The organism is Terriglobia bacterium (assembly GCA_020072645.1).
GTDB lineage: Bacteria > Acidobacteriota > Terriglobia > Terriglobales > Acidobacteriaceae > Angelobacter.
This window is the reverse complement of the sequence record JAIQGK010000008.1, coordinates 213256-237958: the sequence shown is the minus strand read 5'-3', so window position 1 is coordinate 237958 and position 24703 is coordinate 213256. Positions and strand designations below refer to the sequence as shown.

Genomic DNA, 24703 nt, shown 5'->3' with positions numbered 1-24703 from the left:
AAGGTACCGTTTCAGAAAAATTCAGATTTCCTGGGCTGCAAGAAACTGCGCGGCAGCTTCTGTCACATTGGGTGCTGCATCAAACAGAGCCAGGTGGTCGCCATGGTTTTCCACGAGCAATTGCGCGCGAGGCAGCCGCCCCGCGACAAATTTTGATCCCTCGGGATGCGCCGTATTGTCGTCGCGGCTGGTCACCACCAGGACCGGCTGCGTTACACGGCTTAATAAGGGCGTCACATCGGTTTCCATGATCTTGCCGTTCGATCTGCCATAAAGGAACAGAAGATCAGGATTTGCATATGGATAAAGGACAAAATGCGCGAGGTCCGGAGGAAAGTTTTTCAGAATATTCTGTGAAAACATCTTATGGATGTTCTCAGCCTGGGATTTTCCGGCGGCGATTGCCGCCATTAAGGCCTTCAGGTCCTTCTGGTGTTTTGTTTTCGGGCAGTGCGGACCCAATTCGTAATCGCCATGCCACAGGCTCAGGGAAGTTATCCGGCCCGGCTCACCTGCCGCGGCTGAAACGGCGATTACCGCTCCGCCACACAAACCCATCAGGTGAGATTCTCTTACATTGAAGTGGTCCATCACGGCAAAAAGATCCGCGACCTGCGCACTTACGTCATAAGCGAGTTCGTGCCCATTTGGCGAACTTTCAAAAAGCAACCGGCTTTCCCAGGTAATGACGAAATAGTCTTTCGCCAGAAAACGCATCCATCTTTCGCAGAGCTTTGCCGGCATCCCACAGGCTGCAACCAGCACCACGGTTTTCCGTTGATGCGAACCGGCCGTATAACAGCGCAGCAGAGCGCCATCAAATGACCGGGCCCTACCACGGAAAAATTGCCGATCGAAGTCGACGGAGACGGTCTGCTCAATCACTTCGTCGGCCGCAGGATATTTGAACAGCGCGTCCGATACAACAAGATCGTGGCCGAGGCCAAGACGGTTACTCACTACGGTTTCAAATACCGACTGCCGCCGGGGATCGAAATCCAGCCGAAACCGCGGTGCGCACGTCCGTTCGGAGATCCGGTTGATGAAAGTTTCGACAGCCGGCGGGCTGCCTTCGGGAACGTAGCCGGAAGCAGAGCCATTGCCAACGGGGACCACGCATACAGGTTGCTTCAGCGCGTCAACCAATGGCCTGACAGCCAGAACGCCCTTGACTAGTGATGCCAGCCGCTCTCTTTGTTGCTGAATATCCACTCTGAATTATTTTTGGCGGCCCGCGCCGCTGGTCCGGGCTCAGCGCTGGACGAAGTTTTTACCGCGGGTTGTTTGCGTCGTCAGCCGGTTGTGCCTGAATTCATCCTTGCCGGCCACGAGGACGGCTCCGTATTTTTCCAGGCTGACGCGCCCGCCGTATTCCTCGATTTCCGTTGTGTCAGGATAAACTTTCACGCAGGTCGGGACGTAGCGGGCGGCAAAGCCCATTCTCATCTCATTTGTTTTTCCGCTATGCGGATACGATGCATGCATGAGAGTTGACCAGAACATGATCGCCTGGCCCGGTCGCATTACCATGGAGATCGCCTTGGATTCGTCCGGCTTCCACTCAGGATCGATCTGCAGTTCACGATAGTCATAGCCGAAGAACCCGCGCCGCACGCCGTTTTTCTCCGCCTGATTGATCTTGTCGGGATCGTAATGCATTTTTTTTGCTTCATCGTAGCGCATCGTGGTGTGCGTGCCGGGAATGAACTGCAGGCATCCCATCTCCTCATTGGCCTCGGTGAAGGCCGTCCAGACCGTGATGGTACCGCCGAAATCCTCCTGCTCGTCAGGCCACAGAATCTGCGGAGAGCCAGACGCGTTGGCAAAGGTATCCGCCTGGTGCCAGTCCGTGCCTTCGTCCCCAGGATATTTGGGAAAGAACTCAGTCCGCCAGCACAGTACGTCCGGGCCCAGAACGCTGGTGACGCGGTCCACGATCTCCGGACGGGTGATGTGGTCGGCCAGGAACGGAGAATCGAGGTGGCGATCGTAATTGGCGATGTTGGTGTTGCCGGAAAGCGCCTCAGTGTTATAGACCGCTTTGCTGCGGTCCATTAATTGCAGGCGCTCACGGCGCCATAGCGTTTTCATTTCATCCGGCTGATACACGGTAAAGGGGCCGGCATAACCCAGTTCGTGAAAGTTTTTCAGTTCTTCGGCGGTTAGATGGAAAGCGGACGTTTGTACAGGTTGCATTATTGTTTCTCCACAGTCTGAAGTTCCTGCGCTTCTTTCAGCGCGTGCTCAATGCAGATGGACAGTTGTGCGATCGATGCTTCTTCTTCCAGTTCGCTGCCGTTGAGCCTGATCCCGAACTGGTTATTGATAGCAGCAAGAAGTCGCATGAGCCCCAGGGATGTGCCGCCAAGATCAAAAAAATCGTCGTGAAGAGCGGTCCCCGGTCGCTGCAAGATGTCCTGCCAGATCCTGGCGACGCTCTCCTGGATCGCAGTCATTCCCGCGAAAGCCTCCGCGCCGGACTGCTCCGCTTTCTTTTCCAGCAGCAGAGCTTCACGATCAATTTTCCCGTGGCTGGTCAGGGGCAGATCGGGCAGGACAAAGAAGGCGGCCGGTCGCATGTAAACAGGCAGCTCGAGTTTCGCGCGCTCCGCCAGCTCAGAAGAGATTTGACGCGCCGCATCCTGGGTGAGATTCCTTCCGGAATGGGCAGCGACGAAGGCCAGAAGACGCACATCGCCATCAGGAGATTTCTCCGCCAGCACGGCTGAGCTTTTTACATCCGGATGTTTGGCCAGGCACAGTTCGATCTCGCGCGGCTCAATGCGAAATCCTCGAATCTTGATCTGATCGTCAACCCGACCCAGATAAATCAGCTCACCATTGGCCTGGCGGGCGGCGCGATCTCCAGAACGATAGGTCAGCGTTCCATCGGATTGGCGTAGAAATCGCTCAGCCGTGAGTTCAGGCCGGTTCAGATATCCGCGCGCAACCCCAGGGCCGCTGACATGAATTTCCCCGGCAGTTCCCTCCGCCACAGGAGTTCCGGCCTCATCCAAAAGAGTGACTTGAAGATCGGGAATGGGTATCCCGATGGGGCTAAGCTCCGGATGTGCAAGGTCCTGCTCCGTGATGCGCTTCCAGGTAACGTGGACCGTGGTTTCAGTGATGCCGTACATGTTCACCAACGCGGGCTTTTGCAATCCGTAACGCTCTATCCACGGGCGAAGCATGGCCATGCTCAACGCTTCGCCGCCGAAGATAACCTGGCGCAGCAGATAAGGCGCAGCCGGATTCGCCATTTCAAAAGCGGTGAACTGCTGAAATGCGGAGGGTGTCTGGCACAGCACGGTGGCCTTTTCACGCAGAATGAGTTCCCGTAACTGCTCCGGTGAACGAACAATATGTGAAGGAACTACCACCAATGTCCCTCCGTGCAGCAACGCTCCCCATATCTCCCACACCGAAAAATCGAAGCTGATAGAGTGGAACATCAGCCATATGTCCTGTTCATTGAAGCCGAACCAGTCTTGGGTCGATGCGAACAGCCGGGTTACGTTCCGATGTTCGATCAGCACCCCTTTGGGCTTGCCGCTCGAGCCCGACGTATAGATGACATAGGCGAGATTTTTCTCGCTGTGCGTCGATCTGGACGGGCCGTGCCCGTTCCTCGCATCCCGTTCCTCCGGCTCATCGATATAGACCGGCCTGGAGCACAAGCCGGCAAGATGCTCCCCATGATTTCTGGTGGTCACGACAATGCCGGCTTTGCTGTCCGCCAGCAGAAAATCAACCCGGAGTTTCGGATAGAGGGGGTCGATCGGCAGATAAGCCCCGCCCGCCTTCAGAATAGCCAACATTCCGACGATCATCTCGATACTTCGGTCAACACACAGGCCCACCAGGGTGTCAGCGGCAATACCCATTGATTTGAGGCGGGCTGAAAGCGCGCTGCTGCGATGATCCAGGTCGCGATAAGTGATCTGCTGATCACTGAACCGCACTGCGATCCGCTCCGGGAAGCGCCGTGCCGTGTCTTCAAATATCTGCTGCAGGGTCTTTCCATGTGACATAGGTTGTCCTTAGAGGGGGGTTGGTTTGGGAGAACGAGACGGCTTATGCAGCCGAATTGGAACCCAGGGCGGTCAAGGCAAATCTCGGAATCTCCACCCGGGCGTTATAGGCAACCGCTCGCAGGAGGATCAAAACCCGCTCACGACCGGGCAGGTCGCGCTCAAAGACTCCGACGAGGTCGCGAAGAGGCCCTGATCGTATGACAACTTCGTCCCCCGGCTGCAACAGGGGGTCGCGCATCACCATCCCAGTTTCGGAAATCCGGCTGCGCATGATCCCAATCACATCGTCGGGAATCGCAGCCGGCACGCCTCCGAAATTCACCACGTAGAGGACGCCGCGGGTGAATTGAATTTTGGAGGTCATCGCTTCGATGAACCGGGCAAAGATATACCCGGGAAAAAGAGGACGCGGAGAACGCGATCTTGCGGAAGGCAGCCATGGAATGAATGATTCCACGTTCCATGCTTTTAAATTGTCTGCAGCGCGTTTTTCCTGAGAAGTTTTTGTACGGAGTGCGTACCAGGAGAGAGTTGGGGCGAACATCAGAACCTCAATAGCTTTGCCTGCTTACAGGCTTTTATCGATGGGCAAGCGATATTCCATAGCTATCAGCACATGACAGCTTTGAATAGATAGCGGTTTCTGGTCAGGCTGGTGGATTACTTCCCAAATAGAGAATCAGCTTCGAAAATATAGCGACGAAATAAAAGTTCATGCATCACTGTATTTCATTGAATAGCAGCTTAGCCCCGCGCCTGCATCTTTCCTCAGGCTCAAAGGACGCATATCAGCCCATACTTCTTTACATAAACTAAACATTCGGACCTGGTTACCGCTTTCCCGGACTATTCCCGCCTAAGGCGTTTTGCTGATGGATATGCCAGACTGAGTATCGTTCTTCATGCTTTACTACAACTTATAAGCTATACGAATTTTTAATTGTTTCATTCATTAAGGAATATCTTAAACTAGCTGAAAAGTAACCGGATTCCCCGCGGAATCCGCCTACCTATAGAACACATCTCTCTAAAACAAATGCGCTAAAAACTACGCATCAAAGTGATTTTTTTGACACTTAGGGTCGGAATGTCCGATAAAACTGGAATTTTTTAACTTATCAGCGGAGATGATCTTCGGGGTTGACTAAAGTAAAGGCAGGCTACCGCCATTTTGAGTAATCAGGCTTGCAACTCACATCAAAGATCTTAAAAATATATAGATAACTAAACATTGCGATGGTTTATAAAACCCACGCATTAGGGATCATATCTGACCAAATTTAACGCTGTCAAGACATTCGCGCTGGTAAAAGTTCAATGCTTCCATTGTCCCTTTGTAAGCTTCAATGGCACTGATTCCATTCGGCTGTTAGAGGAAGTTCCTTACTTTAGTGGTTGCCTTCGCCGACAAATCGTTGAATGGCTTGGATGGAAAGCTTTCCGTATCCACAATCTACAAAGGTGATTTGGTTGTAAACCAGATTGCCAACATTGATCCGGAGAGCATTCGAGATAGTACGATTGTGAAGATACAAGTCAAGAGCATGCCCAAAATAGAAGCTCCGCAAATGATTAATCTGATGTTTCCATCGAAAGAAGGCACCGCTGACCCGCTGGTTGTTTCAGCCCAACTGCTTGCGGTTGAGAGCCCGACAATTCGGTGACTGTTGCACTTAAGGGACAAGATGCTCGCGACGTGTTAAAACGCATTGCTCAAAGCGGAATATCACCTGTGCCCAGCAATCGCATTCACCACAAGTTTAGGGTGATCACACGGGATTGCCTTCTGAGCTTAAAAATAGCCACGCCATCACTCTAAGGTGAGCGACGTGATGCTGGTCACATCCCGCGGCGGCCTGCCGGAGAATGATCGTTAGTAGAGCTTGTTCCGCGGCCTCGATGATTCCGGTAAACGGGGATGGAGGTAAATATGTTATCCAGTGTGAGCACGCGTCTGATCCAGATAAAACGAATTGCGGTCCTGACAGACTTAGAAAGTGATTCAGAAAAGATAGTGCGTTACGCCGCTTCGTTGGCCCGCTGGTACGGATCGGAGTTATTGCTTGTCCATGCCTGCCCTCCAGAGTTTTATGCGGCAATGCCTCCGGAGCCGCTTCCCATGTGGCCCGCAAGTGGCTTGTCTCCCAGAGAAGATGCCGAGCAAAAGGCCAAGGCTCTAACTGACAAGCTGAACCTTAAGGACCTTACGCCAAAGGTCTTGATTCGCGAAACAAGCGTCGCGCATATTCTGAGTGAGATGGATGAATACCACCCAAGCCTGGTAGTGCTGGCCACGCACGGCCGCAAGGGCATTGAAAAATGGTTTGTCGGCTCAGTTGCTGAAGAAGTATTCAGAAGAGTGCATTGGCCAGTCCTGATCCTTGGTCCCGATTGCGTGCCACCAGAGTCGGCGCTGCAGACACAACTTGAGCGCGTTCTCTATGCCACAGACCTCTCGGCGGTATCATTGACGGCATTGCACTATGCGTCCGGGATTTCTCACGATCACGAGGCGCAACTCATTGCTCTCTATGTTGAGCCCGATGCAACGCAGGGTTTCTCTTTCGATCAGGTCATTGGGCAGCAACGACTGGAAGATTGGCTGCAGGACAACATTGACGGTATGGCCGAGGCATTGGCAGGCGTGCATTGCATGGTCGATTTCGGCAAGCCGCAAGCGAAGATCATCGAAGTTGCCGCTCAACAGCAGGCTGATCTCGTGATCCTCGGCGCTCACGGATTAGGAGCCATCTCCGGAGCGGCCAGCCACTTCGTGGGCGGTACGGCTTATGAAGTCAGTTGTGCCTCAAAATGCCCAGTTATGGTTGTGCCGCAACCACGCTAGTTCTGGCTGCACCCAGATAGCGCAAGGAGAATTTCAGGCGAGTCAAATCACGAGAGCGCGTCGCATGCGCCGCCGCATCTGACTTCTAGAAGAAAATAAAATTGCGCTGTTGATTCATGCGGCATCAGAATGCCGGCTGTTCGCTACGGCATGTTCCGCCGGCATGGCACTCTTGCCTTCAAAGTAGGCGTCCAAAACATATTGTGCCAGCATTCTCTGCGTATTAAAGAAGGAGCCATTCAAGGCTATGGATAAACGCATAACTTCAGCGTAGGCATCCGGCCGGCCATAAAATAACGGCACAATGATCTTCTCGAGTTTGTGATAGAGAGCGGCAATTTCAACGGCTTCAGTTTCCGGAATCTCATCGCGCCCAATGTCCCAGCCCGTCGCGCCTTCAACGTGCCCTTCAAGCCACCATCCGTCCGGAACGCTAAAGCTTGGCACGCCGTTCAACGCAGCTTTCATGCCGCTGGTGCCGGAAGCTTCATGCGGACGTTCAGGCGTATTGAGCCACAGGTCCACACCGCTTGTAATGAGCGATGCCCATCGCATGTCATAGTTCTCCACGTAGACCGATGGGATGATATCTTTCAACGCTGTCATTGCCGTAACAACATGCCGAATCTGTTCCTTTCCCGTTTCGTCCTGCGGATGCGCCTTGCCGCCGTAAATAATCTGCAATGGTCCCACGTTGCGGGCAATCGATCTGAGGCGCTCCAGGTCAGAGAACAAGAGATCTGCGCGTTTGTAAGCGGTCGCACGGCGCGCGAACCCTAAAGTCAATACATTCGCATCAAGTTGGACACCTGTCGCACGCGCTACCTCTGCAATCAGCGCACTCTTCGCCTCAGCATGAGCATCATGGATTTCTTTCAAGGGGATGCCAATGGCGTAACGGAAATAAAGATTGTCGCGGCGCCATTCCGGAATGTGCCGGTCATAAAGCTCCTGAAATGGCAGCGAAGCCCATGTTCCGGCATGCACGCCATTGGTAATTGCGCGGATTGAATATTCGGGAAACATTCCGCGCGACACTTCACCATGCTGCATGGCCACGCCATTGATGTAATGGGAAAAACGCAACGCCAGGTCAGTCATGTTGAGGACTTCCCCGCTCAGGCAGCCCGCGCGTTCCAGGGTGGCCGTGCGCTCGTCACCCAGGACGCGGCGCACAAGGCCGTTGGAGAATTGGTCGTGTCCGGCAGGAACTGGAGTGTGCGTGGTGAAAACGCATTTCTTGCGGACAAAGGCAGTCTCTTCCGCAGAACTCTCCGCCGGGGAGCGCCCTGCCACATGCTCTTCCAACAGAGCAAGCGCCAGCAGTGCCGCGTGTCCTTCATTCATGTGATACGTCATCACGTGGTGATGTCCCAGTTGACGCAGCATTGCGATTCCGCCAATGCCAAGAACAACTTCCTGGCAGAGTCGATAGTGTTCATCGCCGCCATATAGGTGGTCCGTTAACGTTTGCATGAATGGAGGATTTTCCTGAAGCGCCGTATCCAGAAGATAGACAGGCACAGTGTGTCCGTTAAAACCGCGAACCGTATATTGCCACGCCCGTATTGCAATCGTTTGGCCTTCAACAACAATAGAGGCCCGTGCCTCAAGCGGCTGCAAAACTCTTTCAGGTGTCCAGATTGACGGCGCTTCAGACTGATTTCCCCGCGCATCCAGATGCTGCTCAAAGTAGCCCTTGCGATGCAGCAGCGTGACACCCGCCATCGGCAACCCCATATCAGCCGCGGAACGGAGCGTGTCACCAGCCAGAATTCCCAGTCCACCCGCATAGGTGGGCAAGCCTGCTTCCAGCGCGATCTCCATAGAAAAATATGCTGCGCCAATTGGATGAGAATTCATTTTTGATCTACGCCCTGATGCCATTCCGGGTTGATGGTCTCCGTTTACTCTGCACTCGGCAAACGAACCCAGAGCAAGCGCCCACCCCTAAACATGGGACAAATGGCCTGTAACGTCTGTGACTGCTGTCACCTTGCGTAAGTCTTTATGCGGAAGCGCTTGTATTGAGCAATAAGCAAAAGGAGATGTGCGGTTGGCCCGCTGATTCGAAGCGGCAAAGAGCATCGGTGGCCACAGGTCTTCTGTAGCCACCTGCTTGCACGTTGATGTTTAGGCTGCTTTGCCCTTTGATGAAGCGACCGGAGCTTTGTTCACGCCGATGGTGATCTGCTTAGGCTTGAATTCTTCCCGCTTTGCGAGAGTAATATTCAACAAGCCATTCTCAAAAGTGGCATTTACCTTCTCTGCGTCCACGGTGGCGGGCAGAGTGAAGGAGCGGGTGAATTTCCCGTAGCGCCGTTCAATCCTGTGGAAGTTTTCCTTCTTTTCTTCCTCCTTGAACTTGCGTTCACCAGCGATGGTAAGCACATTGTTCTCAAGGGTGATGTTCAGGTCTTCCTGCTTCACGCCCGGGATTTCCGCCTGCAGCGTGATGTTGTGGTCATCTTCAGAAATATCGACTGGTGGCAGGAAACTCTCTGGCGCCAGTTGTTGCTCAAGTCCAAAGTTTTCAAAGCCGCCAAATGGCTGATTAAAGAGCTGGTTCATCCGGTCTTGAAGTGAAGTCAACTCAAAAAACGGGTTTCTGCGAATAATATTTGACATGATGGTATCTCCTTTTCTATGAGAGCTGTTCCCTGATGGGTTGCGGTTAATTCTTTGAAAATACTTCTGAAATAACTTTAAAGGCTGAAGTGCCGGGGTAACTGTGATAAGGATCACGGAAGATTGTGATTCAGTTGTGCGGGTTGAACATTGCAAGACGAACGCGCTCTTCCCCCCTGAGGCCGCATTTACGCGGCTTCAGGGGAAGAAACAATTCGCGATCGCAAGGCCCTGAGCTTTAAGCGGCTTTATCGGCTTCTACGTTTACGCGATCAGCAATGGACGTAAGCAGATGATCGGCGTGTCCTTCTTCCTGGACAGTCTTATCAAGCAGCGCGGCCTGCTCTGCTCTGCCAAGAATTTCGGCCCAGCGGCGGACCGTTCCATAGGAAGCAATTTCATAATGCTCCACCCGCTGCGCGCCAGCGATCAATGCAACATCGCGGACCGTCAAGTCTGTTGCGTCCTTAATCATGTCCTCGGCTTCAGTGACCAGAGCTGAGAGCACTTTGCATTTAATTGGCTCCGCATCGCGAAGCTCCTGCCGGAGAATGTCTTGTAATCTGGTTACATGGACACGCGTTTCCTGAAGGTGGGATTGGAAAGCCTGCTTCAGTTGAACATCAGTCGCCTTCTCGATCATGGTTGGCAACGCGTCAATAATTTGTTGCTCGGTGGAAAGCAGCATGCGTAGCTGGTTGCGATAAAGATCTCTCAGGGAATCAAGGTTGGCAGAGAATAATTTCATGTTTTGCTCCTTATGGTAGATTTCAGTACTCAATCATCTGGTGTTTTTGCGTTAAGCCGCACGTTCCTGTTGTTCGGTCGGATCCAGTTTTACCTTGATCCAGCCACGTTCATGCCTGTCAAAAGCGTGGTAGGCATCAATCGCTGAGCTAATGGGTTCCACTTGTGTAAGAAATTGCTCAGGATGAATCACGCCGCTTCTTACCAGTTCGATCATGTCCGGCATGTAGCGGCGATGGTTGCAGTTGCCGGCTCTCAGCGTCAGGTTTTTTTCCATGATTTGTTCAATCGGAAAATCCTGAAGAGGCGCGGGGTAAACGCCAATCACTGAGACAGTCCCGGCTTTGGCGACCGATTCGATTGCCCATTTCAATGCCTGGCTGGGTGCGCCACCCGGCTGGAAGTCTTTGCCTTTCGGTGTTCCCTCTTCGGCAATTTTCTTCAGCTCCTGCTTGAATTCTTTTTGCGCTTTCTTGTCGGCGGCCGGCCCCTTCGTGGCGGTTGCCGCGTCCACTCCAACGGCATCAATCACGCGGTCTGGGCCGGAACCATTTGTAGCTTCTTTCAGCGCTTCAATGGGATTTTCTTTCTGGAAGTTAATGACCTCTGCGCCATGCGCTCGCGCCATTTCCAGACGCGCCTCGACACTATCGATAGCGAAGACCCGGCCTGCGCCAAGATGCTGTGCGCAGGTAATAGCAAATAATCCAACCGGGCCACATCCAAAAATCGCAACGATGTTGGAAGGTTTTATTTCCGCCATGACCGCAGCCATGTAAGAAGTCGGAAGAATGTCAGACATCAGAATGGCCTGGTCGTCAGAGATCTCTTCCGGAAGTTTTACCAGCACCGCTCCCGCGAATGGTATGCGCGCATACTCGGCTTGCAGTCCATTCAGACCACCGGCTTCATCCGGGCCGCCAAAAAAGACAGTGCCGGCATCAGGACCATTGGGATTGGCGACGTTGCATTGCGAATGATAGCCCGCCCGGCAATACACGCAGCTTCCACAGCCGACAGTTGACGGCACAACCACACGGTCGCCTTTGCGCAGATTCCTGACTGACTTGCCGACTTCTTCCACAATGCCTACTGCTTCATGCCCCAGGATTCGGCCTTCTTTCATACCTGGCGCCGTCCCGCGAATGAAATGCAGATCAGTGCCGCAGATTGCGCTGGATGTAATACGAATGATCGCGTCAGATTGTTTCTGCAACTTGGGTTCCGGAACAGTTTCCAGTGAAACTTTGCCGATTCCGCCAAAAACGACTGCTTTCATAAAATTATTTCCTCCGGCGCGCATCGGCGCTCCTAAAGCTTGCGGGCAGGGTGGCCTGATTTCTCTAAATGCTCAGAGGACTCTGCCTTAGCCCGCCCCAATTGATTGTGAATATAAATTCCTACGCCTTCTTGGTGTCCGGAAGCGGATGCAGGAATTAACGCGCTTCCTAGTGTAGGAATGCCGAACGTACTATCGGGTTGCCGCGTAAGGGGATTCTTCGAGTTTGCCTCACAGTCCAGCAGCGCGGGCCAGCAACACCGGGGTGAGTTAAAGATCTCCAGACATCCAAATGCCACCTGCGCTCGCCGCTCAACATCTGATTGAAATATCCGCCGAAAACCGGAGATAACATTGGCCCAAAAGAAGAGGCAAGGAATAGCAAACCCGACCCGGCTTGCCGCCTTAGATAAAGATAAGAAGGTGCAGGTGATCATTGAAACCCCGAAGGGCAGCCGCAATAAATATGCCTGGGACACAGACCAGCAGATATTCGCGTTGAGAAAAGTCCTGCCGGAAGGCATGGCGTTTCCGCACGACTTCGGCTTCATTCCTTCAACTGAAGGTGACGATGGAGATCCCATTGACGTACTGGTGCTAATGGACCAGCCGGTGTTTACCGGATGTCTGGTGAAGGCGCGTCTGATCGGAGTGATTGAGGGCAGGCAGACAGAAAAAGGAGTCAGAGCGCAATGACCGTCTCCTCGCGGTGGCCGAATCCAGCCACACGCATTCCAATATCAACTCAATCAATGACCTGAATAAGGATTTGCTAAAAGAGCTTGAAAAGTTTCTGGTGAACTATCACTCCAATGATGGAGCGGAATTTAAGGTGCTCGCGCGTAGAGGACCTGATGCGGCGGGGACATGTCTCAAAAGAGCAAGAGCTTAGGCGCAGCTTGCGCATTGGCTTTCGGCTAAAGCACTTCACTTCTGCTGCCCTGGTTCTGCTGAGCTGACAACAAAATGCGCTAGAGCCCGGGCCTCCTCCTCAACCTCGAATTTTAACGCGATCTTCACCAATCTATGGGATGTCTCCTGTCTAATGCATCTGCAGGAAGTTTGTGTTATAAGTCGCATGGTAAAGAAGGTCCACAGAAAAAGGAGAGAGCATTATGCGTTGGTTCGGCATTCGCGTTGCACTTCCGTTCTTATTGTTTGCAATGTTGCTGGTTGGGATTTCAGCCATGGCCGAAGGCGATCCTCACCAGGCCAAGCACGTTATCGTGATCATGCAGGAGAACCATTCGTTCGATAACTATTTCGGCGCGCTGGCCTACGCGCCTGGCAGCCCATACCACAGCCCCAGGCATGAAGACGGTGACGGACGCAACGGCGGTTGCCCTAAAGGTGATCACTCCTGTGTGGATGGCCTGAGCTGCCGTGTTGACGCAGCGGGCAATTTCACCTGCCGCAATGCCAACAAGGACGATGACGGCAGCACGGTGTTTGCTTTCCATGATTCGCGCCGCTGCGTGGCTCCCGATCTCGATCATGGTTGGGCAAGCACCCATCGCGAAGCCAACTTCAACCATCCCAATGACACTCTCTTCCAGTCGCTGATGGATGGCTTTGTGCTGATCAATGACAAGACGGAACAGATAGATAATGGCGTGGAAAATGCCACGGACGACCAGACCATGGCTTTTTATAACCAGAATGAAATTCCCTTCTATTACGATCTGGCGCAGAAATTCGCAGTGAACGATCGCTACTTCGCTCCGGTCCTCGGCCCCACGTTTCCGAATCGGTCTTATCTGATGGCGGCCACATCCTTTGGCCATCTCACTACGAGTGACAGTTTTCCGCTTCCGGGAAGCGGCGGCTACAAGCCCATCACCGGCACGATTTTTGATCTGATGGAAAAAAATGGCGTGACCTGGGCGGATTATTTCCAGGACGTTCCGCAGGGCGGCAGCTTCCGTCCGTTCCCCAGCCCCATTGATCCACACTTTCTGCCGCTGCCAGTCTTCTTAGGACAGATTGCGGGGTCGCCAGCGTTGCCGCCGTTACCGCAGGTTTCATTCGTCGATCCGAACCTGGGCGTGCTGGGCATCACCAAAGAAAATGACGAGCATCCGCCGACCGACATTCAGCGCGGACAGGCTTTTGTGTCCTTGGTTGTGAATGCGGTGCGCAACAGTCCGTTCTGGAAAGATACGATTATTCTTTTCACTTACGACGAGCACGGCGGATTCTATGACCACGTGCAGCCTCCTCGCGCGCGGCAGGGCCATGCTCCGAATCCTGATGGCATCAGCCCAGGGCAGTGCGCCGATCTATCTAATCCTCCGCTGAGCCTGCAACCGGGCAAAGGTGCGGAATGCTCAAGCAATTTGCTGAGCGCTACCGATACAACCACGAATGACGCCGCTGATTTGTGCCCGCAATTCGCTCTCGATCCTACCGGGCCATATCCGGCTGCATGCGCGAACTTTGATCAATATGGCGTTCGCGTGCCGTTTGTGGCAATCTCACCGTTTTCGAAACCAAGCTATGTTTCGCACACCGTGGGCGACCACACTTCAATTCTGGCGTTGATCGAAACCATCTTCATGACGCCGGCAGGCAGCACGCAAGATGATGATAAGGATGAGCCGGCACGTCCACATCTCACCAAGCGCGATCAGCATGCCAATACCTTGCAGGATATGTTTGACTTCAACACGTCGCCATCACTGAACACAACGATTGGCGTGGCGCTGCCGCCCGCGCAGGATTGCACGCCGACGAAGTAAGTTCCCCCTCCCTGGGATCGGGTCCGGCTTAGGCCGGGCCCTTTTTTTTCCGGCACCTTTTCGGGCTTAGTTTCAACAAATCTAAACTTCTCGTTCACAAGCCGTTAACAGTCGCAGCCTAGAATCGCTCCTGGCTTCTTTGTCGATCACAATTCGAGTTCCCAGGAGGCTTTATGCGAATTCCCACCGTCTACTTATTCATCAAGCAACTTGCCGCAAAGCTTGAAGAAAAACTTGCCGTTCGCATCCTGTGCTTGTTCGTTCGATAGCAGTTCCTGCCCAGCAGCAACTCGGGCAGCTAAAAGTAAGGCAATCAAACACTAACCTTCCATTCACATTCCTTTAAACAACGCGGGCTAGATTGGCCCGTGTCTTTAATTGATCGCTTCATCGACGCACAATTCACGACTCAGGATGGCCGCTACGGCATGATTTGAACAATTCGGCGAAGTAAGTTGGGGATTGCAATCATGATTGCCTCCTTGGCATGGCGATCCACGTGTCAGGATGGCCTGTTTCTTAGTGCAGGGCCAACGGCAATCGTTTCATTGTTTGGCGCCAACGGAATCAGGATTCAAGCCATCTCGCGCTGGGCGCCATCCGCAAAGGTGTTCCACGTCACAGCCAAGGCTTCCCTTAAGCATCCATCATTCGTAGAAAAGGTGGAGTGTGCCCATGAGCGCCGCGCAACTTGCCGCCATACAGCCGCGGATTAAGTCCCCATTTTTTGAAGGGCTTTCCCCGCTAGAGGTGGAGACCATCCTGAGTGCGGCCCGGGAGTGTCATTTTCGCGCTGGCGCGGTGATCGCATCGCAGGGCACTCCTGCCAACTCGGTGTTTCTGTTGGTCAGGGGAAGGGCGCGCTTTTTTATCCTCACGCCGGATGGCCACAAGATTCTGCTCATGTGGCTTCCTGTAGGTGAGATCATTGGCGGCGCGGCAATGCAGTGCCGTCCTTCTGACTACATCGTCAGCACTGAAACGGTAAAAGACAGCACCATGCTCATCTGGGACAGGCCAACCATCCGGCGGCTCGCCGTGCGCTACCCTCAGTTAGTTGAAAATGCATTGATCACAGCCTCGGAGTATCTGACCTTCTATGTCGCTACTCATGTGGCGCTCACCTGCCAGAACGCCCCGCAACGCCTTGCCGCGGTCTTATTCAACCTGGCCCAGGGTATTGGCCGCAAGCGCCCCCAAGGGATCGAACTGGACGTGACCAATGAAGAACTGGCGGAGGCCGCCAACGTCACGCATTTCACCGCCAGCCGCCTCATCAGCCAGTGGCACAGGCAAGGAGTTCTGGTAAAGACGCGTGGCAAGATTCTGCTGCACTCTCCGGCAAAGCTCCTCACCACCGCTTGATTGCCCAGTAGCAATGCAACGTGCTCGCGCGTCTGCCGAATCTTTTCTGGTTCGTCGACCCGGTGCCCTCGCCTGCGCTGGAACGCTCGCCGAATTTCATTGATTGCTCCATCGCAATCACGGACTTGCTCTCGCGCAACGACTCCATTAGCTAAATCTGCGAACCTTATTCAGGCCAATGTCACGCCGTCAACCAACGCGGGCATTCGTCCTGTTGGGAGTAAATTGTGTTATCAACCACTAAGGTCCTTGTTGTTGACGATTACGCGCCCTGGATGCACTTCGTCTCCATTGCGCTCGCGTTAAAACCGGAAATCAAGATCGTGGGTGAAGCGCCGGACGGGCTGACTGCGATCCAAAAAGTATTGGAACTTGAACCTGATGTCGTGGTCCTCGATATCGGTCTTCCTGATATCAGCGGAATCCAGGTAGCAAAGCAGATACTGGAACTCGCGCCAAAAACCCGCATACTGTTCCTCACGGAAAACACGTCGCCCGAGATTGTGCGCGCTGCGCTCCTTACCGGCGCTCAGGGCTACGTCGTAAAATCCTTTGCTGCGCGGGAGCTCATGCCTGCTCTGGAAGCTCTTTTGCTCGATTGCTATTTTGTCAGCGCCGCTGCCGCGGCTCCCAAGTTGGAGAATGGCCCGGTCTTCAAGCGCGTGAGCGACGCCTAAAACCAGTCGAAGCCGCCAAATGATTGAACCCACCCTGAACGCCGGCAAAGCCGGACGGGTGGGTTAGCGTCAAAAATAAAATCGTTCTTCTTTCAAGCGTCGCCACAATCTCACACAGCAACCGGCAACTCTTTCGCTCGGGCAACGGCCGCCAACTTTTCCGCCGTTGCCCGCACCCGATACAGCGGAACCGAATTTGTCGCCAGCCGCATTTTGTACGGCTGCTCGCCAGTCATGTAATCGCAATCCAGGCCATCCGCAAGAGACTGCCGGGTAATTTCAAAAATCAGCGCCAGCGCCGGCGAATGTTTCTTATACTCGGCTGCAAACCATCCCGTGTAAAACCGCCGACAAACTCGATCCCTCAGCGTCACCAATGCAGCAGCCATCCTACTGCCATTCTCCAGCGTGAAGACTTCAAACACGTCTGGCATAAGCCCTGCGGCGCTTACCAAAAACTCGGCCCGCTCAGGATCATGAAACAAACTTGCCTCGCCCTGCTGCGCTTTTGCGGCATAAATCGAACGCAGAAGCTGCGGATTGTCGCCATCATAGCGCCGCAACTCAAACCCCAGCCGTTCCATCCGACGAAGATTGCGCGCCAGGCGCGTGTGGCCTGCCGCAAACTCTTCCGGTGACACTTGACGGCAACTTACACCCGGCGCGGCCGCAAATGGCGTCATTTCCAACTCATCGGTCATGCCATCGAGTTCGCCTTCCCGCATGGCCACAATTTCCAGCCGACGCCCAACCTCGCCCAACGCTGCCAGCGCGGCCCGCAAGACCTCGTCATCTCCCCAATGCAGAAACGCCCGATAGTCAAACAGCTCTTCCCCCAGCAATCGGATTGATCCGTCGCTTTGGCGCAACACAGCAGGGACAATGGCCGCGCCGCGCTCAGACTCCGCGCAAACTACATACGGCTCTTCTCTTTCGGCAAACCGCGCCGCCGCCAGCAGATTCAACTCAAAGTTCTGGAACACCGTGTACCGGCCATCCGCACAGAGTTCCTCCCACAACGGACGAATCCGCAGCATCTCATCAGGTGTTCTGCAAACAGTGATTCTGAGGCTCTGAGTCATCTAAGATAAGACGCTGCAATGGGAGTACCGGGATGTGTGGGCATCAAGTGTTAACTTGGCTAGGGGCGTTGTTGTGAATATTAACAATTAGATGTCAAACGGGAGCGAACGATGTCACTTCTGAGGCGCGAAAAAAACATTGTTGCAGCTGTGATGTTGCTATGCGTTGTTGCTCCACGCCTCCAGGGTCAACGCGAGAAGGATCCACATCGCCCGCCCTGTTCCAGCGCCCCCTGCCAAAAGATCGAGACGTTTCTAAGGTCTAAGTTTTGCGGCGCTTCACCGTTCGGAAATGGCCCCAGGAACGGCTGTGATACTCGTTATGCAAAACCATTGCTGACCGGCGTCAACGTAACCGCCGCCTTCGACTGCGAAACCGACGTAACCACCGGCCGGCCGAAATGCCGCCAGCGCAGTGAGCCCTCGCCGGCAGTCAGAAGCGTTCTGCTACGGGAGATGCGGCGACTCGGCTTACCCGCCAGAGCGGAAAAAGACATCTACGTTACCGTATGGCAGCCGCCGTCCGGGAAATGGCTCCTTGCCGCGGCGGACTACGGCCAGGCAACTGGCAGTCAACTAGCGCTCTGTCAGGTCATTCTTGTCGTTAGTCCGGGCGGCCACGTCCAGGCGCTGCGAAAAGTTCCGTTCCAAAAAACTAGCGCTGACAAGCCCACCGTCACCACGTGGTTCCCCATGGGCATAGCCGATGCGGACGGCGACGGTCAATTGGAAATCATCCTGGAAGGCGATGCCTATGAGGACCATTGGCTCGAAGTGGACAAGATGCAGGGCGGGTCCTTCAGGAAAGTTTTTTCTGGCCTTGGCTATTACCTGTAGTTGCCACCGGATGTAAACAGTTCTTAAGGGCGGAATGCGTCAACGAAAGCGAAGGCCATGTTATGCCAACGATCACGAGGCTGTTTGGAGGCGATGTCGAAGCAACTGCAGACTTTCAAAGATGAGACCAATCAGCGCATACGCGGTGACATTTGAAGCAATAAACCAATACCACTTCACGCCGAAATGGAAGCTGAGGCTGATAGGAAGAATCGGACAGGTCAACCTTGCAAGTCCCCACAAGACTGGCTGCGGTGATATGGGAATGGCGAAGCTGAGAACCACCCAAACACCTGCGACGATAAGGCCTACTAACGCCCATAGACCGATTCTGCGCTGCATCATATCGCACCTCTCAATCAGCACAATGCTATGCCTTGATGGCCAGCCAAGGCAATTAGTTCGTCTGCTCCGTAAGTTCGCAATAACACGCGTTTACGTTCACGCTTCACCATGATCGACGATCGATCTAATCGGGATTGAGCTCACCCAACTCAATCCCAAAAATTCCCATTTCGGTCCTGTATTTTCAAATTTGTTGACTGCTAACCTGCCCACTCGGTACAATTTCTAATTGAAAATGAAATTGAATTTCATTTTCATAATTGAGCCTTAATCCTATGTTCTCCGCCCTGGTGGTTACATTGCGGGAAGGCGTGGAAGCCGCGTTAATCGTGGGCATCACGCTGGTTTATCTCTCCAAGATAGGCCGCCCTGACCTGCGCCGCACCGTCTATTATGCGCTGGTTGCGGCCCTGTTTGGCAGCATCGCCGGCGCGGTCGCGCTTTCTTACGCCCCCATCAACCAGGATAAGGTTGAAGGCTGGGTCATGCTGGTGGCCGCCGTTTTCGTCGTCAGCATGGTCATTTTCATGATGCGCACTGCCCGCAAACTGAAGGGCGAGATTGAAAACAAAGTCGGCTCACTGGCCGGCGAAGGCTCCAAATTGGGTCTGTTTGCTTTTGTCTTCCTCATGGTATTCCGTGAAGGCATAGAGACCGTTGCCATTCTCGCTGGCGTCTCACTCAATTCCACCGAGCTCATGAGCTTTCTGGGGACGCTCCTCGGCGTCGCGCTCGCCGTCGTTTTTGGCGTGATGTTCGTCAAGGGTAGCGTGCGCATCGACCTGCGGAAGTTTTTCAAGGTCACCACGGTGATTCTGTTCTTTGTAGCGGCCCAGCTCATCATCTCCGGCCTGCATGAGCTATCTGAGTCCGGCGTGATCTGGTCCAGCAAGCGTGAGATGGCGCTCATCGGCCCCATCGCGCGCAATGATTACTTCTTCCCTCTTACTATGCTGGCGCTGGTCGCCATGATGGTGCTGCTGGAATACCGCCGCCGCAGGCCGGAAGCCGCAGTCGGAGTCCAGCCTGCAACCAAAGCTGAAGAGCGCAAGCTCCAGTGGACAGCCCGCCGCGAACGCCTGTGGGCAGTACTGGTCTGCGTGACTGCGTTTGTCTTTATCACCACCATCACAGCTGAAGTGATTTACGCGGAAGGCCCACCGCCGCTCTCGCAAGCCACGGAAGTAACCTTCACCAACGGGAAAGTCACAATTTCCACCAAAGACCTGGCGCAGGGCGAGCTGCAGCGCTACGCCGCCAACGTCAACGGCACGCGCGTGCGCTTCCTGCTCTATCGCAAACCCGATAACAAAATTGTTTCAGTCTTTGACGCCTGCCAGATCTGCGGCGGCATCGGCTTTTATAAGGGCGCAACCGGGCTCATTTGCAAAAACTGTGCCGCGCCTATTAACCCGCAGAGCGTGGGGCAGCCGGGCGGATGCAATCCCATTCCGTTGCAATCAACTCAGGATGGCGACTCCGTTGTGATATCCATCACTGACTTGGCGCAGCAGACTGGACAATTCTCAAAGTAATGTTCCTGCGATTGTTGTTTGAATCATTCCGGAGGCAAAAGCGGCGCAAGAGCGTGGCGCTGCTGGCCATTGCGCTGGGCATGAGCATTGCCACGGCCATGATCGCCGTCGGAAACGATATCGGCGACAAAATTAATCAGGAACTGCGCACCCTCGGCGCTAATCTCGTCATCACTCCCATTGAAGACACGCTCGATGTAAACATTGGCGGCGTCAATCTTAAGCCCGCCAGTGAAGGCGCTTTCATCAACGAACAGGACCTCGTCAAGATCAAGGGCATCTTCTGGGGACACAACATCAAAGGATATGCGCCATTTCTCAACGCGCCGCAGAAAATCCAGACGCGCAATGGCGAAGTCAATGCCGAACTGATCGGGACATATTTCGCCCAGCCTCTGCGCTATGGCAAAGAAGAATTCACTACTGGTGTCCGTAGCGTGAATCCCTGGTGGAAAGTAGAAGGCGCGTGGCCGCAGGATTATGGCGATTTCCCTGAGGAGCTTCCGCCGGACGTTCTCGCCGGCAGCAAGCTGGCGCAACAAGCAGGCCTCGCTATCGGCGATCAGATTGAAATTGGCGGGCGCAAGCTGCGCATCAGTGGCATCCTGAATTCCGGTGGCGACGAAGATCAGGCCATCATTGCCCCGCTTCACCTCGCGCAAACAATTCTTCGCCAACCCAACGCAGTGCGCCGCGTGACCGTGAGCGCGCTCACCAAACCGGAAGATGCGTTTGCCCGCAAAGACCCGAGCAAGCTATCGCCACCTGACCTCGAACGCTGGAGTTGCTCGCCTTACGCCAACTCGATTGCTTACCAGCTTCGTGAAGTTCTGCCCAACGCGCGCGTGGAGCAAATCCGTCAGGTAGAGCAGAACCAGGGCAAAGTTCTTTCCCGCGTCTCCGGCCTCATGCTGCTGCTCACTCTGGCCGCATTGCTGGCTGCTGCGCTTGCGGTCTCGGCCGCGATGGCTGCCACAATCCTTGAGCGACGACAGGAAGTTGGTTTGATGAAGTCCCTGGGCGCGGGAAACTCCGCCGTAGCTTCCCTGTTTCTGACTGAAGCCGCATTTCTGGCCATCGCCGGCGGCATCATCGGCTTCATCGCTGGCGCAATTCTGGCCCATCGCATCGGGCAAAGCATTTTCGGCTCCGCCATTATCGTTCATCCTGTAGTACTGGCGGTGGTGCTCTTTGCGGCCGTGCTGGTTACATTCCTCGGCAGCGCTGGCGCGGTGCGCAAGGCCATGCAGTTTGATCCCGCAGTCGTCCTCAGAGGCGACGCATGATCCGCACTCAACTTCTTCTCCGCTTGCTTCTCAAAGCTGCCTGGGTACGCAAGGACCGTGCATTCACCGCGCTGGTCTCTGTCGCCGTGGTCGCCACCATCGCCACTGCGGCGCTTACAATTTATTCCGATCTCGAAAATAAGCTCAGCCGCGAGTTCCGCGGCTTTGGCGCGAACGTGATTGTCGCAAAAAATTCCGGCGCTTTGACTCCCAGCGAATTGGCCGATATGCGCACTATCGTCGGCAACGGCGGAGAAATCGTCCCCGTCGGCTACGCCATCGCCACAGAAGCCGCCAGCAAATCCAGAATCGTAGTCGGCGGCGCCGATGTGGCTAAGCTTCGCCACCTCAACTCATCATGGTCTTTCAGCAATGCAGGCCAAGGCAGCGCTCTTGTCGGGTCCCGCGTCGATGAGACCATCTCTCACGGCGCGGATATTGAACTCTCATTCGGCAAAAGCTCTGCCGTCATCAAGCCGGCAGGGTTCTTCCATTCCGGCTCAGACGACGACAGCCGCGTCTATATTTCTCTCGACGAGTTCGTGCGCCTGACCGGCGTTCAGCCCAACACAGCTCTTCTTCGTGTGGAAGGCAAGCCACGCGAAATCCAGAACACGATCAATAACCTGCGGACCGGGCTGCCAAAAGCCGAAGTGAAACCAGTCCGGCAGATCACTCAGGCCCAGACCGCCGTTGTCGGCAAGACCCGCTCCGTCGTGCTCGCGTCCTCAGCCGTGGTCGTGATATTGATCATGCTTTGCATGGTAGCTACGTTTACCGGCTCCGTGCTTGAGCGCCGCAAAGATTTTGCCGTCATGAAAGCGCTGGGAGCTTCCAACCGGACAGTCAATTTCCTGTTCGCCTCTGAATCTGCCCTGCTGGCGCTCACCGGCTCTATCGCGGGATACATTTTGGGCTGCGGCATCGCGTTCTGGATCGGCAAGGCCAATTTTGATGCCGCCATTCTGCCGCAACCGCTGCTCCTTGTTCCGGTTTTGCTGGGAAGCGTCTTGCTGGCGTTGATCGCGTCCACAGCTCCGCTAAGATTGTTGCAGCAGATACAGCCCGCAGGGATCCTGCGAGGAGAATAATGCCGATTGAACTCAAGAACGTGACCCGTGTGTACAAGAGCAACGTCGAAGTCCGCGCGCTCGATGATGTCTCACTATCGGTGGCCCCGGGTGAATGGCTTGCCGTGATGGGCCCTTCCGGCTCGGGCAAATCCACGCTTGTCAACCTCATGGGCTGCCTTGATCAGCCCACCACCGGCGAAATCTGGATTCACGGCACCAACATTTCCAAAATGACCCCGGCGGAGCTGAACCGCTTCCGCGCGGAAAAAATCGGCTTCATCTTCCAGCAATTTCACCTCATCCCGTATCTCACGGCCCTTGAAAACATCATGCTGGCGCAATACTTCCACAGCATGACGGACAAAGTCGAAGCCCTGTCCGCGCTTGATCACGTTGGCCTCAAGGACCGTGCCCACCATCTGCCTTCGCAGCTTTCAGGCGGTGAGCAGCAGCGCGTCTGTATTGCCCGCGCCTTGATCAACGATCCGCACATTATCCTGGCCGACGAGCCCACCGGCAACCTTGACGCCGTGAATGAAGAAATCGTGCTGCGCAAGTTGCGTGAAATGCATGCGCAAGGACGCACCATCATCATGGTCACGCATGATCCTGTTGTTGCCCGTCTGGCTGACCGCCGGCTGGAGCTGCACCACGGCAAAATCGCGGCGCAGGAAATCTTTGCGCTTGCGGACGAAGAGCAGTTCGATGAAGTTCTGGAAGAGCTCTGGGTGCTGGCGGAAAACGGTGAGCCCGCCGAACTAGGCCGCGTTGAAGTTGAAGGCGCGTTGCCCATGCGGCTGGCTTTGGAGCGGATGGAGAGCATGGGGCTGGTCGATCTTACGGAACACGCCCTGGAGCCGCATACGCACAAGCAGGTGCTCAATCGATGCCATGTGGCGTTCCGTCCGGCTACTGAACATACAGGCCACGGCGACCACATGATCATCTTTACGGAAAAAGGCCGCAAGCGGGCAGAAGACGTGATTCGCCGCCACCGCCTCGCGGAACGTCTCTTTACCCAGACGTTTCATGTGCACGACGAAAAAGAAGTCGCGGAAGAAGCCTGCAAGTTCGAGCACATTCTTTCTCCGGAAGCAACGGAGCGCATCTGTACGTTCCTGGGCCATCCCCGCACTTGCCCTCACGGCAGTCCGATTCCCGCAGGCGAGTGCTGCATTGCGGCAAAGACCGCAAGCAGCCAACAGTCGGTTATGGACACACCCGTAGCAAAATAAGACTGCAGATTTTTGCACCTGAATTTGCATTGTTTTGCACTTCGCGGCATTGATGCATTTATCCGAAGTTCAGCGCAACATTATGCAATCTTCGGGGTTAGTTCTGGCGAGAAGATCGTTGCGTCACGCGCTTTATCTTGATGGCTTCTCCATCAGCGTGTAACAATATGACATTCACCCAAAAATCCATTGCGGTTGATTGCAAACGGCCTTGCTGGCCCTTGCCCGCATCCGCTGTGTCTTTGGTGATGCTCGAATCTAAAAGTAGTAGAGGTGTAATTTGCGGTTTAGCGGTAAATCTTCGTCTGTACGTTTGTTTGCAGCGGTACTTGCAGTTGCTTTTTCGTTTCCACTAATCGGCCAGACCAATCCAACCAGTTCCATCAAACACGCAAATGTCGCCCTTCCCAGCGTTCACATCAAGAACTTTGGGCAGATCAATGAAAATTACTATCGTGGCGCGCAGCCTGAAGGCCAGGACTATAACGATCTCGCGGCGCTCGGTGTGAAAACGGTTATCAACCTCATCAATGATGAGAAAAGCGAGGAAGTAGCGACTGTGCAGCGGATGGGCATGAAGTATGTGCATATTCCGATGACAACCGGCACGCCGCCCACCCCAGACCAGATTAAGCAGTTTCTCTCCCTGGTGGAAGATCCTGCGAACCAACCGATTTTCGTCCACTGTGTGGGAGGAAAACATCGCACAGGCGTCATGACGGCGATCTATCGCATGACGGAAGATGGATGGAACTCAGATCAGGCATTCAAGGAAATGAAGCAGTACAAATTCGGAGCGGATTTCATGCACCCCGAATTCAAGAGCTTTGTTTATCACTATCAGCCCGACCACACTCGCACCGCAACCAATACGGTACCCACGAACACAAACGCTGCCCCCAATGGCAACGGAAACTCGCGTCCCATTGGCTCAGACGGCCCCTAACCATTTGAACGCTCTGCCGGCGGCACAATCTTTGCAGGATTGTGCCGCCAA

The 24703-nt window shown here is 54.4% G+C and carries 22 protein-coding genes; 13 read left to right on the top strand and 9 right to left on the bottom strand.

What is annotated here, in order from left to right:
- Nucleotides 1-21: 21 nt before the first annotated feature.
- Genes LAO76_13460 through LAO76_13445 form a run of 4 tightly spaced genes read right to left on the bottom strand, consistent with a single transcriptional unit; the run spans nucleotide 22 to nucleotide 4578 of the window.
- Nucleotides 22-1212, bottom strand: coding sequence for an alpha/beta hydrolase (locus LAO76_13460; GenBank protein MBZ5491933.1), 1191 nt, complete (start codon nucleotides 1210-1212; stop codon nucleotides 22-24).
- 39 nt (nucleotides 1213-1251) lie between these two features.
- Complete coding sequence (locus tag LAO76_13455) at nucleotides 1252-2196, bottom strand: chlorinating enzyme (protein MBZ5491932.1); 945 nt, start codon at nucleotides 2194-2196, stop codon at nucleotides 1252-1254.
- The gene (locus LAO76_13450) at nucleotides 2196-4031 is read right to left on the bottom strand and encodes an amino acid adenylation domain-containing protein (GenBank protein ID MBZ5491931.1); all 1836 of its coding nucleotides are present in this window, start codon (nucleotides 4029-4031) and stop codon (nucleotides 2196-2198) included. The genes LAO76_13455 and LAO76_13450 overlap by 1 nt, the downstream gene beginning before the upstream one ends.
- Nucleotides 4032-4074: 43 nt before the next feature.
- Complete coding sequence (locus tag LAO76_13445) at nucleotides 4075-4578, bottom strand: hypothetical protein (GenBank protein ID MBZ5491930.1); 504 nt, start codon at nucleotides 4576-4578, stop codon at nucleotides 4075-4077.
- Between the two features lie 847 nt (nucleotides 4579-5425).
- Between LAO76_13445 and LAO76_13440 the strand changes: the two genes are divergently transcribed.
- Entirely contained in the window at nucleotides 5426-5698 is a 273-nt protein-coding gene (locus LAO76_13440; GenBank protein MBZ5491929.1) for a hypothetical protein, read from the top strand.
- A 266-nt stretch (nucleotides 5699-5964) separates the two neighbouring features.
- Nucleotides 5965-6879 (top strand): universal stress protein, encoded by a 915-nt coding sequence (locus LAO76_13435; GenBank protein MBZ5491928.1) that lies wholly within the window; start codon nucleotides 5965-5967, stop codon nucleotides 6877-6879.
- A gap of 114 nt (nucleotides 6880-6993) precedes the next feature.
- Here LAO76_13435 and glgP read toward each other — a convergent pair whose 3' ends face one another.
- The 4 genes from glgP to LAO76_13415 form a co-directional block, all read right to left on the bottom strand.
- Complete coding sequence (gene glgP / locus LAO76_13430; protein MBZ5491927.1) at nucleotides 6994-8742, bottom strand: alpha-glucan family phosphorylase; 1749 nt, start codon at nucleotides 8740-8742, stop codon at nucleotides 6994-6996.
- A 270-nt stretch (nucleotides 8743-9012) separates the two neighbouring features.
- Nucleotides 9013-9507 carry an Hsp20/alpha crystallin family protein gene (locus tag LAO76_13425; protein MBZ5491926.1) on the bottom strand — a complete coding sequence of 165 codons (495 nt, stop codon included), beginning with the start codon at nucleotides 9505-9507 and terminating at the stop codon, nucleotides 9013-9015.
- 238 nt (nucleotides 9508-9745) lie between these two features.
- Nucleotides 9746-10255 carry a DUF892 family protein gene (locus LAO76_13420; protein MBZ5491925.1) on the bottom strand — a complete coding sequence of 170 codons (510 nt, stop codon included), beginning with the start codon at nucleotides 10253-10255 and terminating at the stop codon, nucleotides 9746-9748.
- A gap of 51 nt (nucleotides 10256-10306) precedes the next feature.
- Nucleotides 10307-11533 carry a glutathione-dependent formaldehyde dehydrogenase gene (locus tag LAO76_13415; protein ID MBZ5491924.1) on the bottom strand — a complete coding sequence of 409 codons (1227 nt, stop codon included), beginning with the start codon at nucleotides 11531-11533 and terminating at the stop codon, nucleotides 10307-10309.
- 423 nt (nucleotides 11534-11956) lie between these two features.
- On the opposite strand from LAO76_13415, the gene LAO76_13410 reads away from it, so the two are divergent.
- The 5 genes from LAO76_13410 (at nucleotide 11957) to LAO76_13390 (ending at nucleotide 16313) form a co-directional block, all read left to right on the top strand.
- Complete coding sequence (locus LAO76_13410) at nucleotides 11957-12229, top strand: inorganic diphosphatase (GenBank protein MBZ5491923.1); 273 nt, start codon at nucleotides 11957-11959, stop codon at nucleotides 12227-12229.
- A gap of 13 nt (nucleotides 12230-12242) precedes the next feature.
- Nucleotides 12243-12425 (top strand): hypothetical protein, encoded by a 183-nt coding sequence (locus LAO76_13405; GenBank protein ID MBZ5491922.1) that lies wholly within the window; start codon nucleotides 12243-12245, stop codon nucleotides 12423-12425.
- A gap of 223 nt (nucleotides 12426-12648) precedes the next feature.
- Nucleotides 12649-14271: a hypothetical protein gene (locus LAO76_13400; protein MBZ5491921.1), complete on the top strand. Its 1623-nt coding sequence runs from the start codon at nucleotides 12649-12651 to the stop codon at nucleotides 14269-14271.
- A gap of 675 nt (nucleotides 14272-14946) precedes the next feature.
- Nucleotides 14947-15636 carry a Crp/Fnr family transcriptional regulator gene (locus LAO76_13395; protein ID MBZ5491920.1) on the top strand — a complete coding sequence of 230 codons (690 nt, stop codon included), beginning with the start codon at nucleotides 14947-14949 and terminating at the stop codon, nucleotides 15634-15636.
- 227 nt (nucleotides 15637-15863) lie between these two features.
- Nucleotides 15864-16313: a response regulator transcription factor gene (locus LAO76_13390; protein MBZ5491919.1), complete on the top strand. Its 450-nt coding sequence runs from the start codon at nucleotides 15864-15866 to the stop codon at nucleotides 16311-16313.
- Between the two features lie 110 nt (nucleotides 16314-16423).
- Here LAO76_13390 and LAO76_13385 read toward each other — a convergent pair whose 3' ends face one another.
- Nucleotides 16424-17350: a GNAT family N-acetyltransferase gene (locus tag LAO76_13385; GenBank protein MBZ5491918.1), complete on the bottom strand. Its 927-nt coding sequence runs from the start codon at nucleotides 17348-17350 to the stop codon at nucleotides 16424-16426.
- Nucleotides 17351-17851: 501 nt separating this feature from the next.
- Between LAO76_13385 and LAO76_13380 the strand changes: the two genes are divergently transcribed.
- The 6 genes from LAO76_13380 to LAO76_13355 all read left to right on the top strand — a co-directional run bounded on the left by LAO76_13380 (nucleotide 17852) and on the right by LAO76_13355 (nucleotide 24652).
- Nucleotides 17852-18232: a hypothetical protein gene (locus LAO76_13380; protein MBZ5491917.1), complete on the top strand. Its 381-nt coding sequence runs from the start codon at nucleotides 17852-17854 to the stop codon at nucleotides 18230-18232.
- A 620-nt stretch (nucleotides 18233-18852) separates the two neighbouring features.
- Nucleotides 18853-20112 carry a Fe-S-containing protein gene (locus LAO76_13375; GenBank protein ID MBZ5491916.1) on the top strand — a complete coding sequence of 420 codons (1260 nt, stop codon included), beginning with the start codon at nucleotides 18853-18855 and terminating at the stop codon, nucleotides 20110-20112.
- A complete protein-coding gene (locus LAO76_13370; protein MBZ5491915.1) occupies nucleotides 20112-21398 on the top strand; it encodes an ABC transporter permease in 1287 nt (428 codons plus the stop codon). Before LAO76_13375 ends, LAO76_13370 begins: the two co-directional genes overlap by 1 nt.
- The gene (locus LAO76_13365; GenBank protein ID MBZ5491914.1) at nucleotides 21395-22489 is read left to right on the top strand and encodes an FtsX-like permease family protein; all 1095 of its coding nucleotides are present in this window, start codon (nucleotides 21395-21397) and stop codon (nucleotides 22487-22489) included. Before LAO76_13370 ends, LAO76_13365 begins: the two co-directional genes overlap by 4 nt.
- Nucleotides 22489-23706, top strand: a complete 1218-nt coding sequence (locus tag LAO76_13360) for an ATP-binding cassette domain-containing protein (protein ID MBZ5491913.1) — start codon at nucleotides 22489-22491, stop codon at nucleotides 23704-23706. Before LAO76_13365 ends, LAO76_13360 begins: the two co-directional genes overlap by 1 nt.
- Nucleotides 23707-23986: 280 nt before the next feature.
- On the top strand, nucleotides 23987-24652 hold the full coding sequence (locus LAO76_13355) for a dual specificity protein phosphatase family protein (protein MBZ5491912.1): 666 nt from the start codon (nucleotides 23987-23989) through the stop codon (nucleotides 24650-24652).
- Nucleotides 24653-24703: the final 51 nt, after the last annotated feature.